Origin of the sequence: Roseibium hamelinense, from assembly GCF_007830545.1 — a bacterium.
Taxonomy (GTDB): Bacteria; Pseudomonadota; Alphaproteobacteria; order Rhizobiales; family Stappiaceae; genus Roseibium; species Roseibium hamelinense.
In genome coordinates this window covers 47,808-66,967 of sequence record NZ_VLLF01000012.1, presented here as the reverse complement: position 1 = coordinate 66,967, position 19,160 = coordinate 47,808, and the positions used below count along the sequence as shown (strand labels likewise).

The 19,160-nt window shown below is 56.8% G+C and carries 19 protein-coding genes; 9 read left to right on the top strand and 10 right to left on the bottom strand.

Annotated elements, in window-relative coordinates; genetic code table 11:
• Positions 1–351: 351 nt before the first annotated feature.
• The 3 genes from JM93_RS20105 (at position 352) to clpA (ending at position 3,922) form a co-directional block, all read left to right on the top strand.
• On the top strand, positions 352–684 hold the full coding sequence (locus JM93_RS20105) for a phasin family protein (protein WP_145347203.1): 333 nt from the start codon (positions 352–354) through the stop codon (positions 682–684).
• Positions 685–1,123: 439 nt separating this feature from the next.
• Positions 1,124–1,456: an ATP-dependent Clp protease adapter ClpS gene (gene clpS / locus JM93_RS20100; protein WP_145347201.1), complete on the top strand. Its 333-nt coding sequence runs from the start codon at positions 1,124–1,126 to the stop codon at positions 1,454–1,456.
• Positions 1,457–1,468: 12 nt separating this feature from the next.
• Positions 1,469–3,922 (top strand): ATP-dependent Clp protease ATP-binding subunit ClpA, encoded by a 2,454-nt coding sequence (gene clpA / locus JM93_RS20095; protein ID WP_145347199.1) that lies wholly within the window; start codon positions 1,469–1,471, stop codon positions 3,920–3,922.
• Positions 3,923–4,037: 115 nt separating this feature from the next.
• Here the strand turns inward: clpA and JM93_RS20090 are convergent, their stop codons facing one another.
• The 3 genes from JM93_RS20090 to JM93_RS20080 form a co-directional block, all read right to left on the bottom strand.
• Positions 4,038–4,958, bottom strand: a complete 921-nt coding sequence (locus tag JM93_RS20090; RefSeq protein WP_145347197.1) for a substrate-binding domain-containing protein — start codon at positions 4,956–4,958, stop codon at positions 4,038–4,040.
• 187 nt (positions 4,959–5,145) lie between these two features.
• Complete coding sequence (locus JM93_RS20085) at positions 5,146–6,708, bottom strand: cation:proton antiporter family protein (protein WP_145347195.1); 1,563 nt, start codon at positions 6,706–6,708, stop codon at positions 5,146–5,148.
• A 155-nt stretch (positions 6,709–6,863) separates the two neighbouring features.
• The gene (locus tag JM93_RS20080; protein WP_145347193.1) at positions 6,864–7,769 is read right to left on the bottom strand and encodes a LysR substrate-binding domain-containing protein; all 906 of its coding nucleotides are present in this window, start codon (positions 7,767–7,769) and stop codon (positions 6,864–6,866) included.
• Between the two features lie 108 nt (positions 7,770–7,877).
• On the opposite strand from JM93_RS20080, the gene JM93_RS20075 reads away from it, so the two are divergent.
• The 4 genes from JM93_RS20075 to JM93_RS20060 all read left to right on the top strand — a co-directional run bounded on the left by JM93_RS20075 (position 7,878) and on the right by JM93_RS20060 (position 10,503).
• A complete protein-coding gene (locus JM93_RS20075) occupies positions 7,878–8,582 on the top strand; it encodes an SDR family oxidoreductase (protein ID WP_145347191.1) in 705 nt (234 codons plus the stop codon).
• 89 nt (positions 8,583–8,671) lie between these two features.
• A complete protein-coding gene (locus tag JM93_RS20070; RefSeq protein WP_244300963.1) occupies positions 8,672–9,430 on the top strand; it encodes an AzlC family ABC transporter permease in 759 nt (252 codons plus the stop codon).
• Entirely contained in the window at positions 9,427–9,783 is a 357-nt protein-coding gene (locus tag JM93_RS20065) for an AzlD domain-containing protein (protein WP_145347189.1), read from the top strand. The genes JM93_RS20070 and JM93_RS20065 overlap by 4 nt, the downstream gene beginning before the upstream one ends.
• A gap of 72 nt (positions 9,784–9,855) precedes the next feature.
• Positions 9,856–10,503 (top strand): glutathione S-transferase family protein, encoded by a 648-nt coding sequence (locus tag JM93_RS20060; RefSeq protein ID WP_145347187.1) that lies wholly within the window; start codon positions 9,856–9,858, stop codon positions 10,501–10,503.
• A 68-nt stretch (positions 10,504–10,571) separates the two neighbouring features.
• On the opposite strand, the gene JM93_RS20055 is transcribed toward JM93_RS20060, so the two are convergent.
• Positions 10,572–11,000, bottom strand: coding sequence for an HIT family protein (locus JM93_RS20055; RefSeq protein ID WP_145347185.1), 429 nt, complete (start codon positions 10,998–11,000; stop codon positions 10,572–10,574).
• Positions 11,001–11,160: 160 nt separating this feature from the next.
• On the opposite strand from JM93_RS20055, the gene lhpI reads away from it, so the two are divergent.
• A complete protein-coding gene (gene lhpI / locus JM93_RS20050; RefSeq protein WP_145347183.1) occupies positions 11,161–12,849 on the top strand; it encodes a cis-3-hydroxy-L-proline dehydratase in 1,689 nt (562 codons plus the stop codon).
• Positions 12,850–12,982: 133 nt separating this feature from the next.
• Here the strand turns inward: lhpI and JM93_RS20045 are convergent, their stop codons facing one another.
• From JM93_RS20045 to JM93_RS20035, 3 genes are all read right to left on the bottom strand, one after another.
• Positions 12,983–14,284: a GNAT family N-acetyltransferase gene (locus JM93_RS20045; protein ID WP_145347181.1), complete on the bottom strand. Its 1,302-nt coding sequence runs from the start codon at positions 14,282–14,284 to the stop codon at positions 12,983–12,985.
• A 79-nt stretch (positions 14,285–14,363) separates the two neighbouring features.
• Entirely contained in the window at positions 14,364–15,125 is a 762-nt protein-coding gene (locus JM93_RS20040; RefSeq protein ID WP_145347179.1) for a glycerophosphodiester phosphodiesterase family protein, read from the bottom strand.
• A gap of 25 nt (positions 15,126–15,150) precedes the next feature.
• Positions 15,151–15,612: a RidA family protein gene (locus tag JM93_RS20035; RefSeq protein ID WP_145347177.1), complete on the bottom strand. Its 462-nt coding sequence runs from the start codon at positions 15,610–15,612 to the stop codon at positions 15,151–15,153.
• Between the two features lie 269 nt (positions 15,613–15,881).
• On the opposite strand from JM93_RS20035, the gene JM93_RS20030 reads away from it, so the two are divergent.
• Positions 15,882–16,724, top strand: a complete 843-nt coding sequence (locus tag JM93_RS20030) for a cell envelope integrity EipB family protein (RefSeq protein WP_145347176.1) — start codon at positions 15,882–15,884, stop codon at positions 16,722–16,724.
• Positions 16,725–16,733: 9 nt separating this feature from the next.
• Here the strand turns inward: JM93_RS20030 and JM93_RS20025 are convergent, their stop codons facing one another.
• Genes JM93_RS20025 through JM93_RS20015 form a run of 3 tightly spaced genes read right to left on the bottom strand, consistent with a single transcriptional unit; the run spans position 16,734 to position 19,024 of the window.
• On the bottom strand, positions 16,734–18,041 hold the full coding sequence (locus tag JM93_RS20025) for a DNA polymerase IV (protein ID WP_145347376.1): 1,308 nt from the start codon (positions 18,039–18,041) through the stop codon (positions 16,734–16,736).
• Between the two features lie 46 nt (positions 18,042–18,087).
• Complete coding sequence (locus JM93_RS20020) at positions 18,088–18,756, bottom strand: hypothetical protein (protein WP_145347174.1); 669 nt, start codon at positions 18,754–18,756, stop codon at positions 18,088–18,090.
• Entirely contained in the window at positions 18,749–19,024 is a 276-nt protein-coding gene (locus JM93_RS20015) for a DUF3572 domain-containing protein (RefSeq protein ID WP_208995362.1), read from the bottom strand. The genes JM93_RS20020 and JM93_RS20015 overlap by 8 nt, the downstream gene beginning before the upstream one ends.
• Positions 19,025–19,160 lie beyond the last annotated feature (136 nt).

The window sequence follows — 19,160 nt, the reverse complement described above, 5'->3', positions numbered from 1 at the left end:
CTCATTCTTTTAATCGTGGTTTACTCATGAAAAATATATATAATATTTTGTTAAAGGTGCGTTTAATTGAAGAATTTTTGGAAAGATTTGCCGTGAATGCTGATTTTGCTCTGAAAAAAAGCTTTAGGGCCTAGACGCTGCGTGGGTGACGGATCTCGTCCGGTGGGTGTTGGTTGTTTTGTCGTTTCGCTCAAAGGTTGCTGTCAGCGAAAATGTATTTTTTAAGGTGATGTTGCAATGCGAAAAAATGTTGACTTTCATTGTGCACTGCATAATATTTTGTCGCTAGGTCAATTTGCGCAAGGTGGTCTTTAGCGGGGCCCGCGCAGCAATACACAAAGGGCAGGACGAATGCTGAACAACATGGACGAAATCCAAAAGCTGAGCAAAGACCAGATGGACATGGCGATGGAGTCCTTCGGCTCTATGGCGAAGGGATTTCAGGCAATCGCGTCCGAAATGGCCGACTACCAGAAAAAGTCCTTCGAGGAGAGCTCTGCCGCCATGGAAAAGCTGGCGTCTTCCAAGTCGCTCGACAAGGCTTTTGAGGCACAAGCCGATTATGCCAAGACAGCCTATGAGGGCTTTGTTGGCGAGATGACAAAGATCGGTGAAATGGTTACCGACATGTCCAAAGAGGCCTACAAGCCATATGAAGGCCTGATGAGCAAAGTCGGCAAGTAAGCCAACTGATACAATGAGGCTGCCAAGCGGCCTCGTGATCCCATTAGAACCCGGTCTGATCCATCAGGCCGGGTTTTTTGTTCACAGGTGACTTTCGCAGTTTTGAACAAGTCTGTGATCAGTTTTGCGCCCGGCCTCCAGCGTCATGCAAGCTGCGTTTGGCCTATGATCTTTTAAAGAGAATTTCCTGACCTACATGGATGAGTGACGGGGCGCTTCCACTGTTGAGCGCCCTTCCACTCAACACTTGGCCAAATCGACCATTGCGCAGGACGCGCAGGCACGGCAGGATCTAAACTCCAACGGTTCGTTGGCGGGATTAAGGAACGGTTTTCGATTGCACACAGCATCTCGGGAATACAGCAGTTTCCAGACTTTTCCTCGCTCGCCAGCGTTGGTAACATCGTGTCGGTCGTCGACGAAAGGCAAGAGCATAGCAATGTCAGGTGGGGCTGATTATGACGACGCTGGCGGAGACGCCGGAACTGTCGTCGCAACCAGGACCAAAACAGTCACCAAGCGCCCGAATCTATATCGGGTGCTGTTACTGAACGACGACTACACCCCGATGGAATTTGTGATCCATGTGGTGGAGGCGTTCTTCCAGAAGAATAGGGAAGAGGCCACCCGGATCATGCTTCATGTACACCACCACGGTGTCGGGGAGTGCGGGATTTATTCCTATGAGGTCGCCGAAACAAAAGTGACGCAAGTCATGGATTTCGCCCGTAAGCACCAGCATCCTTTGCAGTGCGTTATGGAAAAGAAATGAAGGATATCGCACGTGCCGTCATTTTCCCGCAGTCTTGAAAAAGCACTTCATCAAGCGCTTGCTTTCGCCAATGAGCGACAGCAGGAATACGCGACGCTTGAGCATCTGCTGCTGGCGCTCCTGGACGATCAGGACGCAGCGGCCGTCATGCGCGCCTGCAATGTCGATCTTGATGTGATCCGCCGGAACCTGGTTGAATACATTGAGACCGAGCTGGACAACCTCGTCACTGACAATAACGAGGATTCCAAACCGACCGCCGGTTTTCAGCGCGTGATCCAGCGCGCCGTGATTCATGTTCAATCGTCAGGTCGAGAGGAAGTTACCGGCGCGAATGTGCTGGTCGCGATCTTCGCTGAACGTGAAAGCCATGCGGCCTATTTCCTGCAAGATCAGGACATGACCCGTTATGACGCGGTCAACTACATTTCACATGGGATCGCAAAACGTCCAGGCATGTCGGAAGCCCGACCGGTGGAGGGCGCGGAAGATGAAGACACCGTCACCGGTGCCGAAGGCGAGAAAAAGCCAAAGCAGAAGACAGATGCGCTGGAAGCTTATTGCGTCAATTTGAACGAGAAAGCGACGTCCGGGAAAATTGATCCGCTGATCGGCCGCGACGACGAAATTTCGCGCACGATCCAGATCCTGTGCCGCCGCTCGAAAAACAACCCATTGTTCGTTGGCGATCCCGGGGTTGGCAAGACTGCGATCGCAGAAGGCCTGGCGCATCGCATTGTGAACGGTGACGTGCCGGAGGTCTTGAAAGACGCAACGATTTTCTCGCTCGACATGGGCTCCCTGCTTGCGGGGACGAGATACCGGGGCGACTTTGAAGAGCGCCTGAAACAGGTGGTCAAGGAAGTCGAGGAATATCCTGGTGCGGTGATGTTCATCGACGAGATCCACACCGTCATCGGCGCCGGGGCAACATCGGGCGGCGCCATGGATGCATCCAATCTGTTGAAGCCGGCGCTTGCGTCCGGGGCCATCCGTTGCATTGGCTCGACCACTTACAAGGAATACCGGCAGTTTTTTGAAAAAGACCGCGCCCTGGTGCGCCGGTTCCAGAAGATCGACGTCAACGAGCCGACAATTCCGGATGCCATCGACATCCTGAAGGGATTGAAGCCGTATTTCGAAGACTTCCACAACGTTCGTTACACCAACGATGCGATCAAGACCGCGGTTGAATTGTCGGCGAAATACATCTCCGACCGGAAGCTGCCGGACAAGGCGATCGACGTTTTGGACGAGACCGGCGCCAGCCAGATGCTGGTGCCCGAATCGCGGCGCCGCAAGACGATAGGCGTCAAGGAAATCGAGAACACGATTGCCACCATGGCGCGGATCCCGCCCAAGTCCGTTTCCAAGGATGATGCGGAAGTGCTTTCCAGCCTCGGGGCAGATCTCAAGCGGGTTGTCTATGGTCAGGATACGGCCATTGAGACTTTGTCCTCGGCCATCAAGCTGGCCCGTGCCGGTTTGCGTGAACCGGACAAGCCGATCGGCAGCTATCTGTTCTCGGGCCCCACTGGTGTCGGCAAGACGGAGGTTGCCCGTCAGCTGGCGTCTTCCCTCGGCGTCGAGCTGATCCGGTTCGACATGTCCGAATATATGGAACGGCACACTGTGTCGCGCCTGATCGGTGCGCCTCCAGGCTATGTCGGCTTCGATCAGGGCGGCCTTTTGACCGATGGGGTCGACCAGCATCCGCACAGCGTGCTGTTGCTTGACGAGATTGAAAAGGCACATCCGGATCTGTTCAACATCCTTCTGCAGGTGATGGACCACGGAAAGCTGACTGATCACAACGGTAAACAGGTCGACTTCCGCAATGTCATTTTGATCATGACGACCAATGCGGGTGCGGCCGATATGGCGAAGATGCCGGTCGGCTTCAATCGTGTGAAGCGCGAAGGCGATGATGCGGAGGCGATCAACAAGCTGTTCACGCCGGAATTCCGGAATCGCCTGGATGCGATCATTCCATTCGGAAACCTGCCGATGGAGGTTGTTTACAAGGTCGTTGAGAAGTTCGTCATGCAGCTTGAGGCGCAACTGGCTGACCGGAATGTGACTTTCGAACTGACAGATGGCGCCACCAAGTGGCTGGCCGACAAGGGCTATGACAGTGCAATGGGCGCACGGCCGCTTGGCCGGATCATCCAGGAGCACATCAAACGGCCGCTCGCAGATGAGGTTCTGTTCGGCAAACTTCAAAAGGGCGGCACCGTGAAAGTGTCGGTCTCCGAAGACGAAGCTGGCTTGTTGCTCGAGAGTGTCGAGGAGCGCAAGACCCCTCCGGCAAAACCGAAGGACAAAACCAAGGCGAAGCCGAAACGCAAGCGCAAGCCTGCGACGGCTAAGACTGCGTCTGCAAAAACGTCCAAACCGTCTGACGGCAAGGGCGGTGGCGGTTCGGCCAAGAAGAGCATGGTTCCGAAAGTGCCGCTGGCAGATTGAGGTCCCAAAAGCATCAGTCAATGAAAACGGGAGCCGTAAGGCGCCCGTTTTCATGTTTAAGCCCTATGGACATGTGTCGTGGCCGGAAGCGGCTCGGACCGCTTCGTTCCAAAGCCTACTTGCCGCTGATGATGTCTTGAACCTCTGGGGAGTGCAGATTTGTTTTGTCGACATAGGTGGCCGGAATGTCGATGAATTCGTCCACGCTTTCGCCGTTCAGAATGCGCACAAGCGTCAAGGTGCCTTGATAGCCCATCTCGTAGGGGTTTTGGATCACGACGCCCGAAAGTTCACCGCTTTCGAGTGCCGTGGTCAGTACTGGCGTGAAGTCGAAACCGACATGATGGATCTTGTCGGCAAAGCCTAGCTTTTTCAGGGCCACCAACGCACCAACAGTGGTGGATTCATTGGGCGTAAAAATTCCATCGACATGTGCCCCGTCCGCAAAAAGGACTGACGTGTTTATGCGCGCTTCTCCGACAGTCGAGCCGATGTGAGTTTCGAGCGTCACCTCCAATTCGGTGTCGCGGATCGCATCTAAAAAACCCTGTTCCCGATCCATGGTGGACGATACGCCATCCAGCATGCGCAACAAGGCCACCTTTCCCTTGCCATTGAGGATCTCCGCCAGCTTTTGTCCGGCAAGTTTTCCCGCTGCATAATTGTCAGTCTTGACCGCGCTGATACGCGGCGTGCCGACATCCCTATCGACAAAAACCACGGGGATACTGCCGTTTTGGACTTCCGCAATACCCTTCAGTACCTGGGGTGAGTTCGGGGCAATGACGATTCCAATGCAGCCTTTATCAATTGCCTTTTCGACTATAATTCTTTGGCCTTCCTCATTTGTCTCCGTATTTGGAGAGCGCACATAAACCTCGACATTGGCGTGTGCACCGGCTGCGTTGACGCCGCGGATGAGCTCGCGCCAAAACTGATGTTCGGTGCTTGAGGTGATTGCACCGATGCATGCTGCATTGGCCGGCATTGATCCGGCAACAAGCATGGCAAGGACCGCAAGACATTTGAGCGGCATGAGCGTTTCCCAGTGGATTTCCTTGCCGGGTCCGTTCGACGCAGGCAGGCGTTATATTTGTCGACATAGTTTATTCAACGAGGTTTTACAGCCCGTTAAATAGTATGGCGAACCTAGGGCTATCGAGGCAAAGCCGCTTTCCCCGACTGTAATCCCTCCAAAGTCACAAAGCGTTTCGTTTGCTTTCCTAGCTTGCAACCATGTCATTTCCGGCCAGAGCGCGGGCCGCCAGGCTTTTACCCGCTTCTTGCATGGTCAGGTATGTCTGATCCGCACCTGCTTGCGAGATTTTTTCAACATGATCGGCATGAAGTGCGTGACTGACGATCGGGCCGCTGAACCCCCTCGCGCGCAGCATCCGCGCCGCGACCAGTTTGGCCTCGAGATCATCCATTGCCAGGACGGCGGAGGAGATGCCGCTGAGATCAACTCCGTTCCAGAAGTTGCTGTCTTCCGCGTCCGCGAAGATGACATTGCGCCCGGCATCTGCATGGGCCTTTGCCTTGTAAATGTCTGCATCCAGGCCGACTGGATGCCGTCCCGCGTCCTCAAGTGCTTTGTAGGCGGCCGTGCCCGTGCGCCCCATGCCGAAGATCAGAATGTCGGCCTTGCCGAGGTCTTTCGGTTGTTCATCCGGGTGTCGGGTCACGCGTTCAAAGCGCTGAAGCTGGGGCTCGAACCGCTCATAGAGCGGGTGTGCGAACCGGTTGAGCGGAGCGGCCAGCAGGAAGGACAGGGACACGGCGATTGCGAGCGGCACGAGGTACGGTTCTGCGGCGGGAATGCCGGCCGCCACAATCAATCCAAATTCGCTGTAGGCGGTGAGGGACAAGGCCGTAATGAAAGAGGTCCTGGCCCGCAGCTTAAACGCCAGAAGAATGAAGAAAAACAGCACGCCCTTCAGCGGCAGGAGCAGGGCGAGCACCACGGCAAACCAGATAGAGCCCCAGTCCGGCAGGCCGGACATGCCGATCGACAGGAAGAAGCCGACCAGAAAGACCTCTTTGAGAGACCAGAGCGACTTGGAGAGTTCGCCGGATTTGGGATGTCCGGACAAGAGAAGCCCCATCACCAGCGCGCCAATCTCGCCCTTCAGCCCGATCAGTTCGAAACCGACCCCGCCGACAACGAGACTCAGCATCATGCCGGTAAGCACCAACACCTCATCGTGTCCGGCCATGTCCAGCATCTTGAACAGAACTGGCCGGAGCAAAGGCGCCGCGAAGACGAGAAGTGCCCAGGGGCCGGGCACATCACCGGCAAATACCGCCAGCACCACAAGCGCTATGATGTCTTGAACGATCAATATGCCGATCGCCGTGCGGCCGTGAAAGCTGCCCAACTCGCGTTTGGCTTCCAGCATTTTGGCCGACAGCACGGTTGAAGAAAATGCGAGGGCGATACCCACAAGAAGCGCTGCCATCCACTCCGAAGCGAACAGCAGCCGAATGATCGGAGTAAATATCGCAACTGAAAGCGCAAAATGGAGCAGTGCGCCTCCAACAACTTGCGGCTCTGCAATCTGCTTGAGTTTGAGTTTGAGGCCAATGGTGAAGAGCAGGATCATCACGCCGAGATCGGCGATGTATTCCAATATGGGTCCCGTCTCGGCGGGCATGCCGAAACCCGGCCCGACAAGATTGATGAAGAAGCCCGCGGCGAGGAAGCCAACGAGTGGGGGCAGTCCGATTTGCCGAACCCCAAGACCGAACAAAAAGGCGGCCCCGATGGAAAAAGCCTCAAAAACCATCTTTCCTCCAAGCTGCAGACAAACCGTACTTATTGGAAAGTATTGAAGATATCGTGATTCGGCAGGCGAAGCTCTGCGCAAAGGTTTTGCAACCTGCTGCCAACCGGTTTGAACCGGCCAAAGTCATCAGCGGATCGGTGGCCAAAACAAGTGGTTCAGATCGGTTGCCTGGCTGGCTGTTCCGAATGATGACTGATATCTGCCTGCGCGATTAGCCACTGCAAGACCGCTTGCTCTGAGTCGCCCAGTGCATCCGGTCGCGCGGGATAGACGGCATAGTAACCGCTTTCGGGCTGGATGCGCGCCTGCCAAAGTTCTGCAAGTGCGCCGGTTTGAAGTTGGCCGGCTGCCAGCAGCCGGGGGACGAGCGCGATGCCCTGTCCGTTCGCTGCTGCGTCAATGGCCAGACTTGAGTGGTTGAATTCAAAATGCGGCGTTGGCGGTGTCAAACCCTCGCTGCGGAAGCACTTCTGCCAGTGGCCGTGACCATCGTAAAGCAGCGGCAGGTGCTGAAAGGCAGCTGCTGAGTCCAGTTTGGGCAGACTTGCAGCAAACCCGGAACTTGCAACTGCGATCAAAGACATGTCTGCGAGCAAATGGCAGCTTAGTCCGTCGAAGGGTGGTTTGCCGATGCGCACGGCGAGATCGCTGCCCCCGGAACCGAATGCGGTGAGGGCTTCACTTGCCTGCAAGCGCAGATCGATGGCCGGATAGGCATCCTGAAAACTCTTGAGGCGGGGGACCAGCCATTTTGCTGCTACGGAGGGCGGGACACTGAGCGTGACCATGCGGCCTGAGTTGTCTGCCAGAACCCGCATGGCGCTGTCCAACTGAGCGAGACCCGGGCTGAGCGCTGCGTGAAAGGCAAGGCCGGTCGCGGTCAGTGAAACACCGCGGGCCTTCCGGTCGAACAGCAGAACGCCAGCTTCTGCTTCTAGGGCGCGGATCTGCTGGGCGACTGCGCCCTGTGTCACCAGAAGCTCTTCGGCAGCGCGATGAAAATTGAGATGGCGCGCGGCGGCATCAAAGACGCGCAGCCGGTTGAGATTAGGGATCTTCATGAAATGTCAAAGCCTGTAGATTTCCTGCAGCCTTGCAGGAGAAAGCATGATTGGTCAATCGGTGCTCTGGAGCATTAAAGTCGCGAAGACCGAAAATGGAGACAACGAATGCCTGAACAAAAAGTAGCCATGATCACCGCAGGCGGCAGCGGAATGGGGGCTGAAGCCGCACGCCGTCTGGCCGTTGATGGATTTCATGTTGCGATCCTGTCCTCATCGGGCAAGGGCGAGGCGCTGGCTTCTGAATTGGGTGGCATTGGATTTACAGGATCAAACCTGTCCGCTGATGATCTTGCCGCGTTTGTCGCAAAGACCATGGATGCCTTCGGCCGCATTGATGTTGTGGTGAATTCGGCCGGACATGGGCCCAAAGGCGATATATTGGAAATCTCTGACGAAGATTGGCATCTGGGGATGGAATACTATCTGATGAACGTCATTCGTCCTGCGCGCCTCGTGGCGCCGGCAATGGCCGCGCAGGGGGGCGGTACGATCATCAATATTTCGACATTTGCTGCCTTTGAGCCAGATCCGCTGTTCCCGACCTCAGGCGTGTTTCGGGCTGGTCTGGCGAGTTTTACAAAGCTGTTTTCCGACAAGTTCGCAGCTCAAAATGTGCGCATGAACAATGTGTTGCCCGGGTTCATCGACAGCCTTCCTGAAAAAGAGGATCGCAAGGCGCGCATCCCGATGGGCCGCTACGGCCATGCGCGCGAAGTCTCATCCCTGATTTCCTACCTTGCTTCGGAAGACGCTGCCTATCTCACCGGCCAGAATATCCGGATCGACGGTGGTTTGACCCGTTCGGTGTGAACCTGCCTGCCTACACTGATTGACAGCAGTCCAGCCGGAAGATTAATAAGGGAGCCTTCCTAATTTGATCTTCCAAAACGGCAAGTGCTGTGTCCGCCGATCCAAAACCTGACGCCATAAGAGCAGAGCCCGCCGAACCCGGCCGGGTCTGGATGATGCGCGGCGCGCGCGCTGCCGTCTCCATTCCGGCCTTTATCCTGACGGCTGCGTTCGTGGGTTACGCGGGACTTGCGCGCGAAACAGGGCTGAGCCTGGGTGAAACGCTGGCGATGACCGGCTTTATCTGGGCGCTGCCATCGATTGTCGTTTTGACCGGAGCCTTGTCCTCCGGCATGGGTCTGATCCCGGCAGCGATTGCCGTTGCCCTGGCATCCGTGCGGCTGATGCCGATGACCATGGCCTTGATGCCGATGGTCAAGGTGCCGGGCAAGACAAAAACCTGGCAGCTGCTTATTGCTTCGCATTTTGTTGCGGTGACGGCCTGGGTCTATGCGATGAAAAACCTGCCGGATCTCCCGAGGGTGGGACGGCTGCCGTTCTTCATTGGCTTTGGTGGTACGGTCAGCAGCTTCGTCTTTGTCATGACGGGAATTGCCTACTTGTCCGTCGAGCGTTTGCCGCCGCTTGTGGCCGGGGCTCTGGTTCTGCTGACCCCGGTCTATTTCCTGTGTTCCTTGTGGGGGGCTGCGAAAATTCCGGCCGATAAGGCGGCGATGGTGGCAGGCCTTCTGCTCGGCCCGTTTTTTTTCGTTTATCTCCCTGGCCTTGATCTGCTCTGGACCGGTCTTGCCGGGGGGAGTCTCGCCTACGCCGCGACGGTCTTCTATCGCCGCAGGTTTTTCAGATGAGCGGGGCTGACTTCGCCGGGGCCTGGTGGTGGCCTTACGTCATGATCCTTGTTGCCGGTTGGTTAGCAACCGACATCTGGCGCTGGCTGGGCGTTTTTGCCGGCGGTCGGCTGCGGGAAGACGGTGAGTTCCTGATCTGGGTGCGCTGCGTTGCAACGGCCTTGGTCGCAGGCGTGATTTCAAAACTGATCCTGTTTCCGCAAGGTGTTTTGGAAACCACGCCGGTGTGGCTGCGGATCAGCGCTGCCGCCTTTGGGTTCGTGGTGTTTTTGGGTGTCCGTCAGAAAGTCGTGCTCGGTGTGCTGGCTGCAGAGGTTTTTCTGATTGGCGGCTGGCTGGTGCTCGGTTCCTGACAGCAGGTTGTCAGGAGCGGGTTGCTAAAGGGTTCCGGCCATATGGCCAAATCCAAAAAGCAGGAGCCTCTCATGACCAACCACAAACTGGTCCTTCACTACGCGCCGCGCAGCCGCGCCAGCACCATACGGGTGCTCTTGGATGAGCTCGGCGCTGAATACGACCTGAAAATACACAATGTCAGGGAGAGAGCGTTGGAAACCGAAGCGTTTCTGGCGATCAACCCGCTTGGCAAGGTCCCGGTCCTGCAGGATGGGGAGACGATCATCACCGAATCCGTCGCCATCGCGTTGCATGCCGCTGACCTTTATTCGCAAGCTGGACTCACACCGGCTTCAGGGGATTCGCAACGCGGCAATTACCTCCGCTGGATGGTGTTTTACGCCGAGTCTTTTGAGCCGGCAGTGGTCGACAAGGCAGCCGGTTTCGAAATGCCGCAATTGCTTGCACCCTACTGCAGCTATGACAAGGTTATGGAGGCTTTGGCTGCACAGCTGAGGAATGCGCCGTACATCCTTGGAGACCGGTTCTCTGTGGTAGATATCCTCTGGGGATCGGCGCTGCGCTGGACCTTGATGTTTGATCTGGTTCCGGATTGGCCAGTTTTTGCGGATTATGCTGAGCGCATTACCGGCAGGCCGAGTTTCCAGCGTGTGTTTGAAGAGGAAGCCGCCCTGGCCGCCGTCCAGGATGAGAGTGTAGAAAGCCACCCGGCCTGATTGCGACGGAAGGGGCGGCGAAAAGCAACAGGAGGCGTCCAAAGACGCCTGCTTTGGATGGATTTGTGTTACGCCAATGCTGCTTTGATTTTTTCCGAATGTTCTGCCAGCAGGTCGTTGTCGGCCATTTCGCCTGTGTGCGGTTTCAGGCTGACGCCTTCAAAACGCGGGATGACATGAAAATGCGTGTGGAACACAACCTGTCCGCCCGCAGGTTCTGAAAACTGCTGAATGGTGGTGCCGTCCGCGCCGAATGCCTTTACGACAGCCCGGGCCATTTTTTGAACGGTTGCCATCATAGCGTTGAGATCATCCTCTGCGATGTCGAGAATGTTGCGCGACGGCGCTTTTGGGATCACCAGAACGTGCCCGTCGCCACGCGGCATGATGTCCATGATGACAAGGGTTTTGCTGTCCTCGTAAACCTTGTGGCACGGCATTTCACCGCGCAGAATCTTCGCAAAAATGTTTTGGTCGTCATAAGCCGGTGTCGACATGTTCAAAACAGTCCTTTTTGGGTGGCAGGGCATCTGCCTCTCGAAAATCTTCGCCGGACACTAGACCTTGAACCGGATTTCGCGCAAGGGAGAGCTGATCCGTCTCCGTAAGCTCTGTGTTTGTCAGTGTTGTCGGGGCGCCCGGCCGCCAGGAGTTTGCATGTCTGTCATCCGCTGCCTTATCCCCGGAACGGCTGAAGGCCCGGTTTTGGCGAGCGAAATCGGGCTCAGTTTTTGGGGTGGTGTCGATCCGGACAACGGCCTTGTTATCGATGCGCATCACCCCCTGCGCGGCCAAAAGATCTCAGGTAAAATCCTTATGCTCCCCACCAGCCGCGGATCCTGTTCGGGCAGCGGCGTCCTTTTGGAGTTGATCCACAATGGACATGCGCCCGCCGCGCTCATCTTCCGTGAACCGGAAGAGGTTTTGACGCTTGGTGCGTTGGTGTCTCAGAAGGTGTTTGGTGCGGGCGTGCCTGTCTTGCGCGCTTCTCCAGAGGTTTTTGCGCGGCTCGCGAAGGCTGAGAATGCTGAGGTCACTGGCACGCATTTAAAGTTCCTCAATGAAAAGCATCCAATGAATGCTGAGGCAGCCGCCGTTGCAAAGTCACCGGAAGACCTTGCCATGCAGCGCGGAGCGCACGGCCCGGCAACGCAGCTGGCCATGGAAATCCTTTTGCATTTCGCGGCCATAAAAGGCGCACGGGAACTGATCGACGTGAGACGCGCTCATATCGACGGCTGCATCCTGGCGAATTCGGCGAACCTGCGATTTGCGGAAACATTTCGGGATATGAAGGCCCGTGTCCGCGTGCCGACGACGATGAACGCGATCTCGGTCGAGCAAGACCGGTGGCGAGCGCAGGGCGTGCCAATTGGGTTCGGCGTCCCCGCAAATACGCTGGCAGAGGCTTATATCGAGATGGGCGCGCAGCGCAGTTTTACCTGCGCACCCTATCTGCTGGAAGACGCGCCTCAGGCTGGTGAGGAAATAGGCTGGTCAGAATCAAATGCCGTTGTCTACGCCAACACTGTTCTTGGCGCGCGCACGGAAAAACACCCTGATTATCTCGACCTGTGCATCGCCCTGACCGGCCGCGCGCCGTTGTCAGGCGTTTATCTCAAGGAAAACAGAACAGCGCGAAAAGTGATCAACGTCTGCGGTATCGACCACTGTGACGACAGTTTCTGGCCGATGCTCGGATACCTGGCCGGAATCCATGCGCCTGACGCGATCCCGTTGATCCGCGGTGTTGACCAGCTCAAACCTGCAAAAGATGATCTGAAAGCGCTTTGCGCAGCCTTTGGAACCACGTCCGGAGCGCCGATGCTGCATGTCGGCGGGGTCACGCCGGAAGCGGCCTCTGGCGCGCCCGATGCTCCAGCCATTGATCTTGGTCCCGCGGATTTTGAAAGTGTATGGGACAGCTTCAACACCGGTTCTGCGAAAGTGGACCTTGTGGCGTTTGGCAGTCCTCATGCATCGTCTTCCGAATGCCATGCGCTTGCAAGGGCGCTGGACGGAAAACGCCTTTCCCGAGAGGTCACCGGAATTGTCACGCTCGGACGGGCAACGCTTGCCGCTATGCGCAAGGACGGAACCGCGGCCACTTTGGAAGCCGCCGGTGTGAGGCTGCATGCCGATATTTGCTGGTGCTCGATCACGGAACCGGTGTTTCCGCCTACCGCCAGGGTGATCATGACCAATTCCGGCAAATATGCCCATTACGCGCCGGGTCTGAGCGCCCGCGCCGTACGTTTCGGCAGCCTGTCCGATTGTGTTGTAGCCCTGTTGAGTGGTGAGGCCCCGAACCGACCGCCGGACTGGCTGGCGCCAATATCCGGATAAGGCCGGTATGGAAAGGCACTTGCGTTTCAGCAGCACTTGAAAGCTTCACAAACCGATTCAAGCAAGTGGTAGTCTTGTTGAGGTGGCTTGGCGAAAATATTGTTTCTTTTCAGCTCGTTGTATTGCTGTTTTTCTAATCTGATTCAGCGGCGCCACCGGTTGCGGTCTTCTTGAACGGCGCATGTTCGGCAAGGACTGCGTTTTCGCGCTCAACCGCGCGGCGCTCTTGCTCCAGAAAGTCTGCGACGGCGTCCCGAAGACCCGGATGCGCGATCCAGTGTGCTGAGTAGGTGGTTGTCGGCATGTAGCCGCGGGCCAGCTTGTGCGCGCCTTGCGCACCGGCTTCGACACGGTGCAGCCCGCGTGCGATCGCAAAGTCGATGGCCTGGTAGTAGCAGACCTCGAAATGCAGGAACGGGTGGTGTTCCGTGCACCCCCAGTTCCTGCCGAACAGGGTGTTTGAACCAATGAAATTCAGCGCGCCCGCGATGTATTTCCCGTTGCGTTTTGCCATGACCAGAAGTGTCTGGTGAGCCAGTTTTTCACTGACCACAGAGAAGAAAGAACGATTGAGGTACGGCCGCCCCCATTTGCGCGCCCCGGTGTCCTGGTAAAAGCGGTAAAAAGCGTCCCAATGGGCTTCTGTCAGGTCGTCACCAGTGACCCACTCGATCTCTATTCCTGAGTTTTCAAGCGCCGCGCGCCGCTCCTTTTTGATCGCCTTGCGCTTGCGCGAGGCAAGGTCCGCGAGGAAATCGTCGAAGGTTGCGTAGCCGCGATTGTCCCAATGAAACTGCTGATCGGTCCGCTGCAGATACCCGATTTCGCCAAGATCGTCCCATTCCGGTTTTGTCAAAAAAGTCGCGTGAACCGACGATGCACCGCTGCGGCTGCAAACCTCAACGAGGCCGCTGGCCAGCGCTTGAAGGCCGGCCTCGCGATTGATGTCGGGTGCGATGAGAAAACGCCGGCCCGTGGCGGGGGTGAAGGGGACAGAGATCTGGAGTTTTGGGTAGTAGTCGCCACCGGCCCTGTAAAAGGCATCGGCCCAGCCATAGTCGAAAACGTACTCGCCCTGCGAATGGCTTTTAAGATAAGCTGGAACAGCGCCCCATATCGCCCCGTCTTCGGCTTCCAAAATCATATGCCTCGGCGCCCAGCCAGTGTTGCGGGTGGCGCAGCCGGTTTCTTCGAGGCTACTCAAAAAAGCGTGTGATAAGAATGGGTTGAATGGGAGTTCTTCATGTTGCGATTCATTTTGTTCGCAAAGTGATTCAAGCGGGGCCACCGCGGGATCGCGGCCCAATACGCCCTTTGGTCCGAGCGTCCAGCCAGGGTTCGCAACACGGTCCCATTTCTCCGGGGCAATGTCGTCCAGGGAAGACAAAATGCGAAGCTGTGCGGTCGGAACGTCCGGTTCATCCATTGCGGACATGCAGCCTTGCCTGTTCTGAAATGCGGATCATACGAGATCAAGTAGGGTGCGGGTGAAGGCACGCAAGGTGTGCCTGCCGCTAAGCTTTGTCTGGATCGAAGCCTTCAAAGACGATCTGGTCCGCATATCGGGTTGCCCGATCCCTTTGGTCTGCCGTCCTGACAGTCCATGTCATGATCGGGATGCCAAACGCCTTGCGCCAGAAGGATGGGCCCAGAGCCGGCAGGTCATTGATGCCATATGAGATAAAGTGCGGCCGGGTGCGCGGTGTATGCAGCATGTTGCGCAGGATGAACCGGTCCATACGCGTGAAGCGGCGGTAGTCGGCCTTGTTGTGGGCGCCATCGGCCACGACACCGCGCAGCACGGCAGGATTGTGCCCTCTGGCAATCGACAGCATGTCGGCATCAAAGCTCTTGATGCAGGCGGGGCCCCGATAGGCCGCCACCTGATCGACAACGTGTTTGACGAAATCCTGCTGAGCGCCGCGCGTCATGAGGGACTTAATCTCAATCACCAGCGGAACGCGCCCGTCCACCAGATCAAAAAGATCCGAAAGCAGCCAAAGACTGTCTGTTCCCGTGCGCATGTTCATCCGGGTGAGGGCTGCGGCCGGTGTGTCTATGACCTTCCCCGTGCCATCCGCCAGACGATCAAGGGTGTAGTCGTGGAAAACCAGCGCTTCCCCATCGGCAGTTTCCTGAACATCCACCTCGATGCCGAAGCCGTGTTCAACCGCTGCGGAGATTGCCGATGGGGTGTTTTCAATGATCCCGTTATCGGCATCATGATACCCACGGTGGGCAATCGGCCGGGCCATGATTGCGTCCAAGTCGCTCATGTAAAATCCGTGTCGGGAGAGCAGATTATTCGATCTCGAAGATCGCCTCGATTTCAACCGCAACACCAAATGGCAGGCTGCCTGCGCTCACGGCTGAGCGGGCGTGGCGGCCCTTGTCGCCCAGAACTTCGACCATGAAGTCGGAAGCGCCATTGACGACTTTCGGCTGTTCGGTGAAGTCGGCTACCGAGTTTACAAAGCCGACCAGCTTGACCAGCCTGACCTTGTCGAGATTGCCGGTTGCGGCATTCGCCTGTGCCAACAGATTGATGGCACACAGTTTCGCGGCTGCTTGACCATCTTCCACGGAAATTTCGGCACCGAGCTTGCCGACAAACTGCAGGCCGTCGGCGTTCATTGGCAGTTGGCCGGACACAAAAAGCTGGTTGCCGGTTTGGACAAACGGAACGTAGTTTGCCGCAGGTGCAGCAGGTGTGGGCAGGTCGATGCCGAGTTCGGCAAGACGGGCGTCAATGGTTCCGGTCATAGTCAAAAGCTCCAAATCAAAAAACTGATTGTGTCTTGGCCCATCTTGTATGCGCACGCAAGACGAAAGGCTGTTGAGAAAGCGACACGGTGTGACGAGCAGGGGCGGACGGCGTCTTTGTCTCAAGATCTTTACGCCGCGCTCATGAACTGAGGAAGAATGCATGGTCAGGTAAAGTGCGTGGTGGTGCTTTGGCTCAGAAGCGCCTAAGATTCGGGCCGCACCTTGCCGGTGTGTCGTTTTCACGACGATGTGGTTTGGAGACTTTTATGCATCGTAATCTAGGGACCGCCTTGTTTGCCGCCACACTGATCCTGGGAGTGGCTCCTGCTGTATCTGCCGCCTCAGGCGTTGCACTGGCACCCCACCGGGCTGTCTACGACATGAAGCTTGGTGATATCGATGCCAATTCCGGGCTGGCCGGTTTGAACGGACTGATGGTCTACGACTTTTCCGGAAATGCCTGCGACGGCTACAGTGTCAGCTTCCGGTTTGTGACCGAGTTTCAGGACACGTCCGGATCGCGTCAGGTAACAGATTTGCGCACGACTTCTTTCGAGGCACCGGACGCCCAATCCTATCAGTTCCTGTCCAAGACCTATGTTGACCAAAAACTGTCTGAGTCCACCAAAGGGGAGGCGAGGGTCGAGCAGGGCGGCAAACAGGTGAATCTCAGCGAGCCGGACGAACGGTCTCTTGAAATCGCGTCCAGCGCCATGTTCCCGACAGAACACTTGAAGCGCATCATCAATGCCGCATTCGCGGGCGAAAAATTTGTCGCGGCCGACATTTACGATGGCTCGGAAACAGGTGACAAGGTTTACGCCACGACAACCGTCATCGGCGCTGCGAAAACCGGCGATCTTCCCGCAGACGCGGTCGCGGCGATGAAAGAGCGGTTGAAGGATTCGGAACATTGGCCGGTCACGATCGCCTATTTCGATCCCGCAAAAGATCAGGTCGGCGAGGAAACCCCCGCCTATCAGCTGTCCTTCGTGCTCTATGAAAACGGCATCAGCCGGCGGCTTAATCTCGACTACGGCGACTTCACAATCGAAGGCAAACTGCGCGAGTTGGAGTTTTATGACCACGCGCCGTGCGCTGCGGAATGACAGTCCGCGCTAGTGCTTCTTCTTCGGGTCTAGCACGAGGCCGAGTTCCACTGCCGATTTGCCGAACTTGGTCTTGAGATTGTCCATGGCAAGCTCTGCCTGCTTTCGCCGCTCGGCTTGCTCGTCGATCAGATCTGTCGGGTCGGCGGTGTCGGCTGCACTGAGATCGCTAACACCGATGCCGATCAGACGGAACCGCCGGCCATCGGTCTCCTTGGCCAGGAGATCAACGCCAGCCTGATAGATCCGGTTTGCCAATTGAGTGGGGTCGGATGATTGGCGGGCCCGGGTGATGGTTTTGAAATCCGCGGTTTTGAGTTTCAAATTGATGGTCCGGCCTGCAATGCCCGCTTTTTTCAGACGGGCAGAGACTTTCTCGCACAATTGCCAGAGCACGGGACGCAAGGCATCAAAATCAGAAATGTCCTGATTGAAGGTTGTCTCCGAACTAACGCTTTTGGCCCCGCGTTCGGGTTTCACCAGGCGCTCATCCTCTCCCTGACAGAGCTGGGCAAGGCGCAGCCCCATCGACCCATATCGGGCTGCAAGGTCCGACGGTTCCATGGTCTGCAGCTGGCCTATGGTCTTGATGCCGTCGGCAAACAGCTTTTTCTGAAACACCCTGCCAACGCCCCAGATCAGGCTGACAGGCTGATCTGCCAAAAACCGCTTTGCCTCAGATTGGCCAATGACTGAAAAACCACGCGGTTTCTCCAGATCGGAGGCGACTTTGGCGAGGAATTTGTTGGCGGCCAGTCCGACCGAAGCGGTGATACCGATGTCGTTCTCGATTTCCCGGATCAGCTTTGCAAGCGTTTCAGCCGGCGTTGCGTGATGCAGGCGCTCCGTGCCGGTCAGATCCAGAAAGGCTTCATCGATCGACAAAGGTTCGACGAGCGGCGTCAGGGCCTGCATGCGCTCCCGGATATCCCGTCCAACCGCCGCGTATTTTTCCATATTCGGCTTGATCACAACCGCATCCGGACAGGCTTCTAGGGCCTTGAACATGGGCATGGCGGATCTGACGCCGTAAATCCGCGCAATGTAACAGGCGGTCGACACCACTCCGCGCTGACCGCCGCCGATAATGACCGGCTGATCCTGCAGTTCCGGATTGTCGCGTTTTTCGATGCTGGCGTAAAACGCATCACAGTCGATATGGGCAATCGTCAGGCTGTCCAGCTCCGGATGAGACACAAGACGCGGACTGCCACAGGCCTTGCACCGGACCGTGCCCGCAGCCGACCTTGCCCCGCAATCCCTGCACAGTGCGCGGGCTGTTTCAAATGGCTTTTCCGCCTTGTCCTTTTCCGGCATGTCTACGTGTTTGTGGACCATTGGCCGCCTGCAGCTCACGGCGTTGCTAAGGTGACAAAATAGCTTTGATGAATGCAGCTGTCTCGTTCCAGTCTCCGGTCAGCAAATCTATATGTTCGGCAGGTTGATAGTTTTTCCGGAACCGGTGATCGGCAATGAATTGAATTTTCTTGGAGCTCGGCAGGCTTGCGTGCACCGAGCTGTGGTTCGTCGGGCTGTCGTCGATAAAGGCGACTGGTACCGGCCGGCCTGCTGACAGGGCCGCGACTGCGCCGCCTTTCGGCCCCGAATTTGTGACAACCGGATAGGGAATGCCGGCATCTCGCAAGAGCTTTTCCCGCACAGGCTTGTTGTGGGCACCTGGCAGGTTGGTCAATAACACGATGTCCCAATTATCGGACAGCGACCGGAGCGCGCGTTCCGCGCCGTCGACGGGTTGCTGGCGGTGGCTTTCTTCATCGAAAAACGCTTCGATATGGCGTTTAACCGCCTCAGCCGGCAAGGGCACTGTCTCGCCTTTCCGCGCAATGTTGCCGGTCAGCCGGTATTCAAAATTCAAAAAGATAAGCCCTTGGGCTTTCAAATACTGTTCCAGATGGCTTGCAAGGTGCAGGATGACCTCGTCGACATCGCAGATGATCAACGGCCTGGCGGATCTGGGCAAGCGCGCAATCTGGTCGAGAACCTCCCGCCGGACCGGTTGCGGTTCAGGCATCGAACAGACCGTCGTCTGACAGTGTAAAACGTGCCGCCGCGATCATCGTCGGGCGAAGGTTCGCGTTCTCACAAAAAGCCAGAAGCAGTGCCTCATCTCCCATATAAAACTCCAAAACGCCGGCCAGAAAGCCGGGCTCTGCGGCCGCTTCGCGAATCGATTCCGGCCCGATGCCGGCTACAGCGAGAAATCGGCCAACCTGTTCGGGGTCGCGGGCAAGCTGTGTGAGCGCTTCCGTTGCGATTCCTTGAGCTTCTTCAACAGACATCGTTTTGCCGGGCTTGTTTAGCATTGAGATTTTTTGCCTTTCTGAAACGATTACGGTTTACAAGGAGCCTACTTCGGAGTGGGGGCGTGTGCCACTGCCATCAAAGCAGGCACACAATTTAACAATAGAATGACCG